At 42.7% G+C, this 13,420-nt stretch carries 9 protein-coding genes; 3 read left to right on the top strand and 6 right to left on the bottom strand.

The features are described 5' to 3' along the window. Window positions 1-52 precede the first annotated feature (52 nt). Together N475_RS13690 and N475_RS13685 are read left to right on the top strand one after the other, a co-directional pair. Window positions 53-2,506, top strand: a complete 2,454-nt coding sequence (locus N475_RS13690; RefSeq protein ID WP_063355590.1) for an alpha/beta hydrolase family protein — start codon at window positions 53-55, stop codon at window positions 2,504-2,506. A 213-nt stretch (window positions 2,507-2,719) separates the two neighbouring features. Beyond that, window positions 2,720-3,424, top strand: a complete 705-nt coding sequence (locus N475_RS13685) for a response regulator transcription factor (protein WP_063355591.1) — start codon at window positions 2,720-2,722, stop codon at window positions 3,422-3,424. Window position 3,425: 1 nt separating this feature from the next. Here N475_RS13685 and N475_RS13680 read toward each other — a convergent pair whose 3' ends face one another. The 5 genes from N475_RS13680 to N475_RS13660 all read right to left on the bottom strand — a co-directional run bounded on the left by N475_RS13680 (window position 3,426) and on the right by N475_RS13660 (window position 11,290). Further along, window positions 3,426-4,937: a YifB family Mg chelatase-like AAA ATPase gene (locus tag N475_RS13680; RefSeq protein ID WP_063355592.1), complete on the bottom strand. Its 1,512-nt coding sequence runs from the start codon at window positions 4,935-4,937 to the stop codon at window positions 3,426-3,428. Window positions 4,938-5,039: 102 nt separating this feature from the next. After that, window positions 5,040-5,654 (bottom strand): trimeric intracellular cation channel family protein, encoded by a 615-nt coding sequence (locus N475_RS13675; protein WP_063355593.1) that lies wholly within the window; start codon window positions 5,652-5,654, stop codon window positions 5,040-5,042. A gap of 636 nt (window positions 5,655-6,290) precedes the next feature. After that, complete coding sequence (locus tag N475_RS13670) at window positions 6,291-8,882, bottom strand: M14 family zinc carboxypeptidase (RefSeq protein WP_063355594.1); 2,592 nt, start codon at window positions 8,880-8,882, stop codon at window positions 6,291-6,293. Window positions 8,883-8,955: 73 nt separating this feature from the next. Then, window positions 8,956-10,338 carry an ATP-grasp domain-containing protein gene (locus N475_RS13665; protein ID WP_063365437.1) on the bottom strand — a complete coding sequence of 461 codons (1,383 nt, stop codon included), beginning with the start codon at window positions 10,336-10,338 and terminating at the stop codon, window positions 8,956-8,958. A 4-nt stretch (window positions 10,339-10,342) separates the two neighbouring features. Beyond that, on the bottom strand, window positions 10,343-11,290 hold the full coding sequence (locus tag N475_RS13660; RefSeq protein ID WP_063365436.1) for an ATP-grasp domain-containing protein: 948 nt from the start codon (window positions 11,288-11,290) through the stop codon (window positions 10,343-10,345). A gap of 180 nt (window positions 11,291-11,470) precedes the next feature. On the opposite strand from N475_RS13660, the gene N475_RS13655 reads away from it, so the two are divergent. Continuing rightward, window positions 11,471-12,598, top strand: a complete 1,128-nt coding sequence (locus N475_RS13655; RefSeq protein ID WP_063355597.1) for a M20 family metallopeptidase — start codon at window positions 11,471-11,473, stop codon at window positions 12,596-12,598. 10 nt (window positions 12,599-12,608) lie between these two features. On the opposite strand, the gene mutM is transcribed toward N475_RS13655, so the two are convergent. After that, entirely contained in the window at window positions 12,609-13,418 is an 810-nt protein-coding gene (gene mutM, locus N475_RS13650; protein ID WP_063365435.1) for a bifunctional DNA-formamidopyrimidine glycosylase/DNA-(apurinic or apyrimidinic site) lyase, read from the bottom strand. Window positions 13,419-13,420 lie beyond the last annotated feature (2 nt).

The raw sequence follows: 13,420 nt of genomic DNA, 5'->3' as shown, positions 1-13,420 counted from the left end.
TCTTATTAATATGTTATATTAACGCATATTTTACCTACAATAGGCGCACACTATGAAATTAAAATCAGCGGTAACTTTACTATTTTCCGCAATAGCTACGCAACTGAGCGCAGCGCCAATCGATCCGGCAAATATCCAGTTTATAGGCCCAATTGGACAAAATATCCAAACTAAGCCTCACCACACAGGTCACCAGTCGGCAATTGTGGGTAACCTCCTTGGAAAGCTTAGTAGCGATGCAAAATCACTGGATGTATTTGGCCAAACCATCAAGTGGCAACCTTTTGAAGATGTAACTGCATTAACGATGGGTGGTTTGCAAGCGCTAAAAATGGAGTTTTCTACCCCACGCTTTGTTCAAGGTACCTTACAAGTAAGTGGCATTGAAAAAGGCCATGTATTTTTAAATGGCCAACTTCTTGATAGCAAGTCAGATTATCAGCTAAATGCAGTAACTGGTGATCACCAGCTCCTCATCATTGCAGAACAAGTCAGTGACTGGAAAAAAGTAACAGTGGAATTCAAGGGCAAAGAAGCCCACGACACACTTACTTTCAACAACAAAGAAACCAAAGCTCTGTCAGCAAAACAGCTTTTTGATTCCCCGACTATCAGTGCGATTTCTGTTTCTCCTGATGCAAACTACTATGTTGCAACTACCCAACACTATCAAGATAATCAAGGAAACAAAGCACTAAACGACACCACTATCCACAATGAAGATGGTGACGTTATTTACCGACTACCTGGTGTGAATGCAGGGACAGTACATTGGCGTAAAGATGCTAAAGAGCTCGTTTTTGTTCAAAATAAGCAACTTAAAACGCTTAACATTAAGAGCCTAAAAGAAAACGTCATTGCTGAAGGCCTAGCCGGTGCCAGCGGATTCAAGTACTTCAACGACAATAGTTTAATTTTTACTTGGACCAAACAAGCGCCGAAGGGCGATAAAATAGTTAAGCACCTAAAAGGTCTTGAAGATCGCTGGTCTTATGCCCGTAATAAGAGTCAGGTATTTCTAATTGATATCAGCACAGGCCTGATTCAAGCGGTAACTGAGCATAATTTAAGCCATAGCCTAGAAGACTTTGATAGTAAAAACGGACGCATTCTTGCTTCTCGTAATCCGCAAAATTACTCAGCGCCCTATCATGGTGTCACTGAGCTTGTTGAATTTGATATTAAAAATAATAGCCACAAAGTGATTGGCCAATATGGCACCTTTAACGACGCGCGTTATGGTAATGATGGGATATATATCTCTGCCGGTGCTGAGTTCAATAATGGTGCAGGTCGTGTTGTGGCAGACGGAGTACTAGCGAACAACTACGATACACAACTTTATTGGACCAATAGTGATGGCGCGCAAGTCAAAGCCCTTAGCAAACAGTTTGACCCTTCTATAGATTCATTTAAAGTGCTGAATAATGGTGACTTAATACTCAAAGTTACAGATGAAGATCGCAAAAAGCTGTACTTCTATGACGAAAGCAAGGCCAAGTTTAAAGCGTTAAACACTAAACTAGATGTGGTTGATAGGTATAGCATTGCCGACAAGCGTAGTCCGATTGTTTTCGCTACAGGTACTACAGCTTCAGCACCGCAGAAGTTGATTCAACTAAGCGTTAAAAATAATCGTGCAAAAACGCTATGGGATTCTAAGCCTATCGCATATAAAAATGCAGAGATCGCGACATTAGAAGAGTTCAACTTCACCAATTCAGCAGGTACTGAGATTAAAGGCCGCGTGTATATCCCACATGGCTTAGATAAGTCCAAACAGCACCCTGCGCTCATTTATTACTATGGCGGTACATCACCGGTGTCACGTGGTTTTACTGGTCGTTATCCATTTAATTTCTGGGCAACAAATGGCTATGTGGTTTACGTTCTACAACCTTCTGGTGCAACAGGGTTTGGCCAAGACTTTTCAGCTAAGCATGTCAATGATTGGGGCAACCGAGCAGCAGACGACATTATTGAGGGGACTAAAGCCTTTCTAGATTCATATCAGTTTGTTGATAAAGATCGCCTAGGTAACTTAGGTGCGTCATATGGTGGCTTCATGACAATGACACTAGCCACTAAAACAGATATGTTTAGTGCTTCTATCTCACATGCTGGGATCTCAAACTTAACGTCTTATTGGGGTCATGGCTGGTGGGGTTATCTATATTCATCAGAAGCCTCTAAAAACAGCTACCCGTGGAACAATATGAAGTTATACAGTGAGCAAAGTCCTGTATTCAATGCCGATAAAGTTAAAACGCCACTTTTACTGATCCACGGTGATGCAGATACCAATGTACCTGTTGGCGAAAGCCATATCATGTACACTGCTTTGAAATTACTCAATCAAGACGTTGAAATGATTGAGTACAAAGGCGCCGATCACCAAATTTTTGCCCGCGACCGCCGCTTCCAATGGTGGGACACTATGCTGGCTTACTTCGACAAACACCTAAAAGATGAGCCACAATGGTGGCAACATATGTACGGTAAATAAGAAGAGATAGCAGCACTAAAGTGCTGCTATTTTTTTATGTGCAAATAATAAATAGCTAAAACTATTTCATTATTTTTAATAAGTGGTTATTAAGCGCACGATTTACTGTCAATTTTCATTAGAGTTTTTATATAAAAATAGATAACTTATGGTTCTCAGCCGAGAATTCTCGGTGCTAAGATATATATTAATTATTGAATAAGTTTCGAAACCATGAGCATAAACGTATTATTAGTCGAGGACGACGAGTTATTGGCTAAACGAGTCGAAAGCCATTTTGCACAAACGGAATTTCAAATCACCGTAGATAATACCGGTGCTCGCACGCTTGAACAGGTTCAGGAGCAAGCACAGACCGGTAATCCTTTTGTGATGGCGATCATAGATATTGTATTACCAGCCACTGACGGCTTGCAGCTTGCTAAAGAGCTCAACACTTTAACTGATCTTGGCGTGATAATGTTATCTAGCCGAGACTCTCAAGCAGATAGAATTGCAGGGCTCGCCCAAGGTGCTGATGACTATGTATGCAAACCTGTAGACCTTCTGGAACTAGAACTACGGATGCGCGCATTATATAAGCGCCTTGCAGGCTCCAAAGGTGAAGATGAATCGGAAGAGTTCATCGAATATGCTGACTTTAAGCTGCATCCAGATAACCGCACACTGATCAACCCTAATGGCGATGAAGCTCGACTTACAGAGGCCGAGCACAAAGTGCTAATTTGTTTAATCGCCAATGCGGGTAAAGCCACTTCGCGTGCAAAAATATCCGAAGATATTGGACAACCTGATTGGAGCCCGAGTGACCGTACCGTAGATGTCCTTATTGGCCGACTACGTAAAAAGCTCGGAGATGAGAAAGATCAAAAGCGCATAGTGACAGTACGCGGTAAAGGCTACATGCTGTCGACTTAGTTCAACCAGTTAGCTGAGCAAGTAAGCGTTCAAACGCTCGGTAGCTCAGCGCTTCTTTCAAGTCATTTAAAGTAATTTCTTCATTGCCGGATAAATCCGCAATTGTTCTAGATACCTTGATCACACGGTGATACGAGCGCGGTGACAAATGCAGTTTGTCGGTGGCTTTCGCCAAAAAAGCAGCCACGGATTCAGACAACCGACAATACCTGTCAATCTCTTTGCTTGATAGCTGCGCGTTTACTTTGCCTTGCCTTTGTAGCGCCAAACAACACGCTCGTTCAACCCTCAAACGAATAGTCTCACTGCTTTCTTCAGATGCGGTTGATTGCAACTCTGTGGTACTAAGTCTCGGCAGTTCTATTTGCAGGTCAATACGATCGACAAAAGGCCCAGATACTTTGCTCAAGTATTTAAGAACCTGTTCAGGTGTGGCACGTTTATCCGTATGGCTGCCTGTCGGACTCGGGTTTAGCGCTGCTATCAACTGAAAACGAGCAGGAAAATCAACTTGCTGTGCTGCACGTGAAATACTCACCATACCGGTTTCCATTGGCTCACGTAAAGAATCCAAGACCTTACGTTCATACTCTGGGAGTTCATCCAAAAACAAGATGCCATTATGTGCCAATGAAATCTCGCCTGGTTTTGGGTTTGACGAACCGCCAACCAATGCCACGGCCGAGCATGTATGGTGAGGTGCACGAAAAGGCCTTTGCCGCCAATTGTCAGGATTAATTTCTTTACCAATAATTGAGTAAACGGATGCTGTTTCCAAAGCTTGCTGCATCTCCATCGCAGGCATAATGGTAGGCATTCGCTGCGCAAGCATAGACTTGCCAGTACCCGGTGGGCCCAAAAAAAGCACGTTATGTCCGCCAGTTGCTGCAATCTCAAGTACGCGCTTTGCAGCCCCTTGCCCTTTAACGTCATTCATATCCGTATTTGCTTCTAACGTAAACACCGCAGAACATGGAGTCTCTTCATCCCATGGCAAAGCCTGCTGCCCACATAAGTCAGCCCATACTTCTCTCAAACAGGTAACAACTTTACGGCGGCTCATAGAAACTAGCCGAGCCATCATTTCATTGGGTTTTGGGATATAACAGCAGTGATGGAGATTTGTCGCGGCAATTAACGCGGGGACCAATGCTGTGATCTCTCTAATCTCACCGTTTAATGCCAACTCCCCATAAAACTCACACTGCTGAATCTCTGGATTTTGAATTTGACCAGAAGCGACTAAAATGCCGATAGCAATCGCTAAATCATACCGCCCGCCTTGTTTTGGCAAATCTGCGGGAGCTAAATTAACGGTAATACGCTGCTCAGGGAATAAAAAGTGGCTATTGCTAAGCGCGCATCGAACACGTTCTTTTGATTCTTTGACCGAGGTCTCCGGTAACCCAACAATATTAAAGGCTGGCAAGCCATTACTGAGGTGTACTTCCACAGTTACTAATGGCGCGTTTATGCCGACTTGAGCTCGCGTATAAGTTTTTGCTAATGACATTCCTTGTCTCATTCCCCTGGCTACAAACTCTAGGGTTATCTATCACATTCTGTTTTAAAATTTCGTATTAAAAACTTTAAACCTTTTATCCGATCCAGCTTGTTAGTCCCTGTATTTAAAAACATGGAGGACCAATTTCCAGCGTATTGCTGCCAAACGTAACATGAGAATACTGATCATTGCGCTCAGCATAGTGATTTCAAGAGATAAACCTAGATGCGATAATTGTGTGTACACTACCCCACCTAAAATACAGGTTATCGCATACAATTCCCCCTTAAGTAACATAGGGATTTCATCCGCTAAAACGTCGCGTATGACACCCCCAAAACAGCCAGTCAAGACACCCATAATAATGACAGTCGTATCTGGCATACCAATACTCATGGCTTTTTGCATGCCCATTACTGCAAAGAACGCCAAACCAAACGCGTCGGCGGTTAATAGCAATTGCATGGGCACAGTTCTTTGCCGATTGAGCCACCAGATACTCACCGCAACCGCGGCAAAAATTGCAAAGAAATAACTGCTGTCGTGCAACCAAAATACCGGAGTATCTAAAATCACATCTCGAATGGTACCACCACCAATGCCAGTAACAGTCGCTAGCACCACCACACCGAACCCATCCATATGTTTGCGGTGTGCGAGCAACGTTCCTGAAATGGCAAATACCATTACACCTAACAAATCAAACCAATGGTAAAGTTCTGTCATACAAGTCACTATGCATCCATAAAAACTAAATGTTAGCCGACTTTTCAGCCTCTCACCAAGCTTAATTTATTGTTTTATTGACAATAAATATGAAATACCCACATGTACTCTACATTTGGTTTTTCGGTACACTTGTATGTTTACATTTGAATTCAGCTAAAGATAAAAACAAATTAAGTGTAAATTAAAGCATCCATGCGTATCGCTCTTATTTCAGCAATCCATCGCCTCAATCGAATACTAAGTGGGTTACCCATATACGGACAGTTTGGCCACCCTCCCGTTCCCACACAATTCGCCCTAAAACTGGTCAATAAATAAAAAGTAGGGAAGAGCAATACGGTTAGCAACATTGATAAATATGAGTGACTATAACTACACAACCACCAGTTATAGCATCTCATCCGCAAGAGAATGTATTTGCTAACTGCCGCTAAAAGTATCAATTAAAATGGGAAGCATTCTTACCAATTCAAAATCAAAATTCACATTAAAAATAATTAAATTAATAAGTTAGCGAAAACCATGCATCATCAGGAAGTGTAATGAATTAATTAATTTCAAACTTTTTTGAAGTTATTTTAGGCGTGTAATTTAAGTGGGTAAAAAACACACGCCATATATGCGATGAGAGTATCACGCTTGCACTTTTCCATCATAAAAGAGTACAACTGGCTCAGAGTAGTTCGGTACGTCATCATAGCTAAATACAGCATAGTATTTATCTAAGTTAGGGTTACCAAAATTATCCAACGTATATTCATCTTTCCCCCCATACAATTTTACTCCGTCAAAAGGGGAGCGAGGGGGGTGAAAACGATTACGCACTACAAAACAACCCACAAAGTCCTCATCATCAGGGTTTTGCCAAGTTAATTTCACCACCCCCCCTTCGACTTGAGCAGTTAAACCTTGAGGTGCTTGTAATGGGTTCTTACGACGATTGATATAGCCAATTTTTAACTCTGCGGGGTGTTGATCCTGACATGCAGTCCAGTTGATCAGCGCATTTGTCGCCTGCGACTCAGAGGTTGCACGAATGATAAAGTAAAAGGGTGTATGAGCCTGATGAAGTCGCTCTAGCGCTTGAAGGCTATAACTATCAAAAATAAAGTGGTGTTCGGCGCGCTCTTTGAGTTGCTCGTTACTCACTTCATATCCAATATATTCTATTTTTTGCCTTTGTTTTACAGCTTGAAAGTCCACATCTTGAAGCTCCACTAGCTCTATGGTGAAGCGCATATCTTTAGCACTGGCAATGCTATTGCAGCTGCGTAACGTAAGGCACGCATGTCTAAATACAGTTTTCTCAACTGGTAGGTCGGCATTTAACTCAAACGCCATTTGTCCATATACTATCTCGCCTGCTTCATCAAAGCCCGACGCAAGTCGATCTGGTAAAACGCGATCTTTGAAGATGGTATTGCATCTTGTAGGACTCAAAGCCAATAGCTTTTCAGGCACTTGGTACACCAACTCCAAATTCGGACGATAATGTAGCCCACTACCAAATGGTCCGTAACCGATGTCAAATTGCATCACTTGCGAATCATTACCCAGAGGGAGCTCCTTAGGTCCCTGCAACCGCAAAAGCAAAGAGTTTTTTGCAACTAACTCAGTGAGTAACGTACGTTCCACACCATTAAAAAGCCACTTCATCCAGATCCCTTGAGTCATTTTGTCTGACTCAAATGTCTGCCCAAGCGTGTGTAAAGGTTTGGCTTCATTCACCTCTTTGAAATCATAAATATCAGAAATACTATCCGCGTCCAAAATCGCCACTGACCACTCGCCATATTTTTCTATTTTAGCTGCGACTCGGTTCATCGGATATAAAAAGAATTCAGCTCGCTCTATGTGCGATCCGCTTGGCAAACTACTCAGATCAAATTGCACAACTCCTAAACTGACGCCACGCTTTTTATCTACCCCAATGAACATTGAGTTATATCCAAAATGTTCTTTGTTTTTGCTCAAATAATTTTCTGACAAGTAGCCCACCAACTCCCTTGAAGGAAATAAGGTACGCGCACTTTGATGGCGTGCTAAATGGGTCTTTAACCTAAGCTCAGGGCTAAATGGCGATTTAATTTTTGTGACCTTATCTACAGCGCGGATATTATAAAAGTAGCTTTGGCCGCTTGTTAGTTGAGAGTCTCTAAAAGACAAAGACTTAGTGATTGCAATTAGGCTCTCTTCACCACAGGGACTCTTATTGTTTTCACTTCTGTAAAGTTCAAAATATATGTCATCTCGATCGACATATTGCCATTCCAGTTCTACCCCTTCATGGTCCACCGATTTGATAGTAAAATTGGCCACTCTTTGCGGTGCTAGTGGTGAGTAATTAATGGCTTCACTCAACGCACATAACACAGCGGGAATATTTTCAGCGACACTTTCAGACATGTTTTTCATGTAGTCTGGAATATTGCGGGTTCCTACCTCAACGACAGTTGCAATGATGCCTTTTCTATAATAGTACTCTCGGCCGCTACCATGAATAAGCTGCGCAGGCGGTTTGCCGCGATGAATACCATATTGCCGACCTGTCACTTTTTTGATCTCATGGTTCATGTTAGCGCATAGAATATTGAGATCTGCACCTTCAATTTCTACTTCATGATTAAACTTATGTGCGGGGAAAAATACATTACCTTGAGAGTGATAATCTAGCGCAATACGAATGTTATCATGGGCTTCCACAAAGTCTCTGATAGCACAAGTTTCTGGTTCAGAGAAAGCATGTGGTCCCCCATACGTGTTGGAGCCCGTATTTTGATTGCGCATAAACTTTGCGTCAAAGTTGCGATTTAGATCCACCCCGAAGGTGCCATCACCATTATTGCGACGATTTTTACGCCAAAACGAAAAATGATTACGAGAATACTCGAACCCATCTGGATTTAAACAAGGCACCATATACAGAGTGTTGCGTGTAAGGGCGGTCTGTAACTTTGGATTAAATCGATAGTTGTCTATTACATACTGGATGAATTTGAGAGCCAGTTCATTACCAATCCACTCTCTCGCATGAATCGAGCCTGTGTATAACAGTGCCGGCTTATCATCTGCATAAGTAACATCCAATGACACCGTCACTAACATGATCGGTCGCCCTTCCCAAGTCTCTCCAATGCTTTGTAAGCGAATTAAGTGTGGATGTTCATTCATGGCTTTTTGCAGCGCATCGATTGTGTCTTGGTAAGACGCATATTGAATTTTCATGTAGGTGGCTCTCAGTCAGGCTCATAGCGACAGCTCGTAGCTGTCGCATAGTTGAATTATAGGGATAAAAGTACTAGTGGATTTGCGCTACATGGCTTTGCCAATGCTCGACAATCTTCTCGAGCTTTTTATCTTTGAGATTTTTTACAGCACAGAGCTTTTGTGGATCTGTATTGAGTGCCTCAACCACACCATGGGCGCCAAATGTGGACATAATGTCATCCAACATTTTTTCACCAATTCCTTTTACACCACTCAAAATTTCTCGGATCTGCTCCTCGTCAAAGGTCGGAGCTTGATAACTGTTTAAATCAACACCAAGCTCATCGCTTGAAGGAACTGTCTGTAATATTTTTGCTTCTACTGCTTTGGCTCTGAGCACAAAATTATCTTGCAGGTTCCATACTTCACTTGGCCACTCTTCGCCATGCTTTAACTCGGTATCCAAGATCGGAAAGTGATGCTCATCTATTTGGTTAAAAATTTCACCCGAATCTTGGCTCGGCGTATAAGATGAAAATCCGATATGACGCATTGTTCGCAACATTCGCGAGTCAATTTTACCGAGCTCCTCCCAATTATAGAGAGGAATAGATGGCTTTCTAAAATAACCATCTGATAACAGCCACATTAGGTACTGGCCAATCCAATCTCGAATATAGGGGAAAGCAGCAAAAGCGGTCGCACACTCTAAGATCCTTAATTTTCCATCCTTACCCAATGCGATATCGCATGCCCAATACTCAGCATTAGCAGCTTTAGAAGCCGCTGTCGCCAGCTTAAGTACGGACTTAGGTACAGCTTGATAGTCCATACTGCCACCTTGACTGGTATTCGTCAGCCACTCACCTTCAGGGGGACGACGCCAAAAAGCACAAACAGGTTTATGCCCTATCAACATGACACGTATATCGGCTTCCATAGGCACAAAATCTTGCACATACACTGGGTAATAACGCTTTTCACCAAGCAAGTTCATTGCTTCCTCAAAGTTGTCCACTTTATGTACAAAATAGCCGCCGTAGTTTGATGGGCCATAAGAGCGCTTAATGATTTTGGGGTACTGTGCGTTAGACAAATACTGCTGTGCTTTTTCAGGAATATAGAATATTTCAGTATTTGGAGCAGGGAGCTTATACTTTCGGCAAAAGTGCGTCACATTTTCTTTCGATTTATTTGAAAATTGGCTATCTAGAGAAGGTAAAAAGCGTACTTCGGGTAAAGCCCGCGCTATTTCTCTAAAAGCCTCGTAGGCTGTCGCAGGAATATTTCCAATCAGTACGTCAATTTTCTTTCTCTTTACTTCAGCAATAAAGCGAGCCTTATCATTACCCCAGTGATATACCACAGTTTCAATCTTATCCGGCCAACCTTTAAAGTTAGACTTGTCAAAGAAACGCAGTACATAGTCCAGATAAAGTAATCCAATTTTCGGGAGTTTAGTTTGTGTTGTCATAAAATTAAGCCACCTTGGCTGATTGGAATGAAGTTTTCTTTGCCACTGTTTTTTCGATCAAATTGACCATGGCCTGGATCTTTGCTTTATTGAACATGAGCCCAAGTTGTTCTTGTTCAGGTGTTGCAAATGCGGGGATGGTGTTGACTTCAAGCACCACATATTGCTCTCGTTCGCGATCGTAGATCAGATCAACTCCGGCAATTTCCAATCCCAACGTCTTAGTTGCATGCAGTGCTAACTCTATGACCTCGTCATTAGCTTCTCGGACAAACACCGTGCCGCCGCTGGTTACGTTGGTTTTCCAGTCATCCTTTGGCGCTTTCCTGCCGTAACATCCAACAAACTCACCATCAACAACATCTACACGAAAATCAGTGTTGTCGTAATTGATAAAGCGCTCTACGTAGAAATAACGGAGATCTGTACGACTCAAAAATGGCATGATCATATCGAGTGCTTGTTCACCTTCAATTTTCACGATACCTACACCACCCCAACCATCCGTGGGCTTGTAAACCAATTTGCCACCAAAATCATGTAGCGCTGCGCGCAATCCAGCCATATCATTTTTGTGACACAACCTATAATCCGGCGTACAAATTCCGTGACTGTTAAGCAAATGTGCGGTGCGAAATTTATCTTCCGCTAGCGCGAATGAGCGATAATTGTTTAAGGTAGGAATCGTTTCATTCAAAGTTTCGTATAAATAGAGCTGATACTGAGTCTGCTGACCTGCGTTGTAACTTAAAAAAGCATCCAATTGCTCCATTGCCACACCATTACACTCAATTCCACCATCTCGCGCTCTGGCATCACGTAAGTTAAGGCCTGTACTGGCTAAGATCCCACGCTCGGCTAGCGCGTGCACCAACTGCTGTTCAATTTCTTTTCCTCCGCCATTTTCGTACATCCAAATACCAACATGAGGCGCCTGCGATACGGCTGTCATAGAATATCTCCTTGGTTCTAAAATAGGTGCTTAATTATTGAACGGTCATATTAGTTAAGAACATCTGTGTGACAGTATTTTGATCCTTTTAATGATCTGAAAACTGTTCATAAAAGCTTCACTGAACTGCAACCGAAAAACGCCACGATGAGGCCAAACCTTAGCAGGGAGAAGATTAAGATGAATCTGGACTATGCAGAATTAGCAGAGTTAATACGCTGTAACTCGCACAGTAAAAATAAGATCGGAGTGGATCAACATGGCGAGCAAATGATCGCTCTCATTGAACCATTGGGGTTTTCACTAACACGATACCAAAGAGAGCATATCGGTGATCATTTACTCTTTCGCTCAGCGCGCGGTAATGGAAAACGGATTCTGCTACTTGGGCATTTAGACACGGTATTTCCTAAAGATACATTTACCGAGTTTCGAGAAGACGATCACTATGTTTACGGCCCGGGTGTTTGCGATATGAAAGGTGGTAACTGGGTTGCTCTCAATGTACTGAGAAACCTAAAGGTGCAGTTTGGTCACTTAGAAAATATCGATTGGTTACTGGTGAGTGATGAAGAAATTGGGAGCGATGACAGTCAAGCTTTAACGCGGAAAATAGCCAAACAGTATGATGCTTGCTTTGTTTTTGAGGCAGCAGGTAAAGAACATGAACTGGTGGTTGCGAGAAAAGGCATTGCGACCTATCACATCACTGTCACGGGAAAACCAGCCCATGCAGGCAATCACTACCGTGATGGCATTGACGCCAATTTCGCTATGGCTAATATGTTAATGGAAATGACATCATTAACTGACCTTAAAAAAGGCAGCACAGTAAATGTTGGTAAAGTGCAAGGCGGAATTGGCGCAAACACGATTTCGGGTAAAGCTACAATGCAAGTTGAAGCACGATTTACCAACCAAGCTGAGCAACAGCGCTTATTAGAAGGTATCGAAAACATCTGCATGGCAATTGAAATAACAGGTGTCACCGTCGATGTCCAAGGTGGGCTACAACGTACGGTTATGGCACCAAACGATGGCCAACAAAAACTGTTGGACGCGATTAACCAAATTCTTGGCCACGACCAGCCAGTTGAACACCGTGGTGGTGTATCAGATGCAAATACAGCAGCTTCAACAGGCACGGCAACGCTAGACGGATTTGGCCCTTATGGAGATGGCGATCACACCATGAATGAGCGAGCGCTCAAGTCGAGCTTTCAATTACGAATTGAGCAAATGACGGCCATCTTGTCACGCCTGTGCTACCGTACACAGCAAGTCAAGCAAACCGCCGGTCATATATAATTGAGCGAGGTCAGCGCTGGCACTTTTTACAATAAACAGTACTGCGTTGGCCTAAACGAACTTCTTGTAATTCAGAGCCACATACCACACATGGTTGACCTTTACGTCCATATACGAGTAACTCTTGTGCAAAATAACCAGGTTTACCATCACTTTGCGCAAAGTCTTTAAGTGTCGTGCCGCCTTGTAAAATTGCAGCAGCTAAGGTGTCTTTAATAATGGGGGTTAATTTCTGGTACCGCGCCAAAGATATTTTACCTGCTTCTCTTTTGGGATTGATGCCAGCTTTAAACAACGATTCATTGGCATAGATATTACCTACACCAACTACAACATGGTTATCCATTATAAATTGCTTAACAGCCACTTTTTTGCCTCTACTAGATTCATATAAGTGCTTAGCATCAAATGCATCTGTCAGCGGTTCAGGACCAAGCTTGGCAAAAACAGCATGCTGCTCGTCGGGAGCTTGCCATAAAAACGCACCAAATCTTCGTGGGTCATTGAGCCGTAATGAGAGCCCATTCTCGAAGATTAGCTCAATATGATCGTGCTTTTTTAGTGGCTCTGACTTTTCAACTACGCGTAGACTTCCTGACATACCCAAATGAAGAATAGCAGAGCCAACTTTACTCTCTAATAAAAGGTATTTAGCTCTTCGATGCACCACGTTAATTGTTTTACCAGATAAGAGTTTGACGTCATCTGGCACTGGCCAACGTAAACGACCATTGTGGATACGTACTTCAGTAACTACTTTTTGTTTAATGTGGGGCTCAATCCCCTGTCGACTAACTTCGACCTCTGGTAATTCAGGCATAA

Origin of the sequence: Pseudoalteromonas luteoviolacea DSM 6061 (genome assembly GCF_001625655.1) — a bacterium.
GTDB classification, from domain to species: Bacteria; Pseudomonadota; Gammaproteobacteria; order Enterobacterales; family Alteromonadaceae; genus Pseudoalteromonas; species Pseudoalteromonas luteoviolacea.
The sequence above is the reverse complement of the archived record's forward strand: the minus strand, read 5'-3'. Positions and strand labels throughout refer to the sequence as shown.

Excerpts from the sequence above, each read along its gene's own strand:
- N475_RS13690 (WP_063355590.1), top strand. The coding sequence starts at position 53 with ATGAAATTAAAATCAGCGGTAACTTTACTATTTTCCGCAATAGCTACG.
- N475_RS13685 (WP_063355591.1), top strand. The coding sequence starts at position 2,720 with ATGAGCATAAACGTATTATTAGTCGAGGACGACGAGTTATTGGCTAAA.
- N475_RS13680 (WP_063355592.1), bottom strand. The coding sequence starts at position 4,937 with ATGTCATTAGCAAAAACTTATACGCGAGCTCAAGTCGGCATAAACGCG.
- N475_RS13675 (WP_063355593.1), bottom strand. The coding sequence starts at position 5,654 with ATGACAGAACTTTACCATTGGTTTGATTTGTTAGGTGTAATGGTATTT.
- N475_RS13670 (WP_063355594.1), bottom strand. The coding sequence starts at position 8,882 with ATGAAAATTCAATATGCGTCTTACCAAGACACAATCGATGCGCTGCAA.
- N475_RS13665 (WP_063365437.1), bottom strand. The coding sequence starts at position 10,338 with ATGACAACACAAACTAAACTCCCGAAAATTGGATTACTTTATCTGGAC.
- N475_RS13660 (WP_063365436.1), bottom strand. The coding sequence starts at position 11,290 with ATGACAGCCGTATCGCAGGCGCCTCATGTTGGTATTTGGATGTACGAA.
- N475_RS13655 (WP_063355597.1), top strand. The coding sequence starts at position 11,471 with ATGAATCTGGACTATGCAGAATTAGCAGAGTTAATACGCTGTAACTCG.
- mutM (WP_063365435.1), bottom strand. The coding sequence starts at position 13,418 with ATGCCTGAATTACCAGAGGTCGAAGTTAGTCGACAGGGGATTGAGCCC.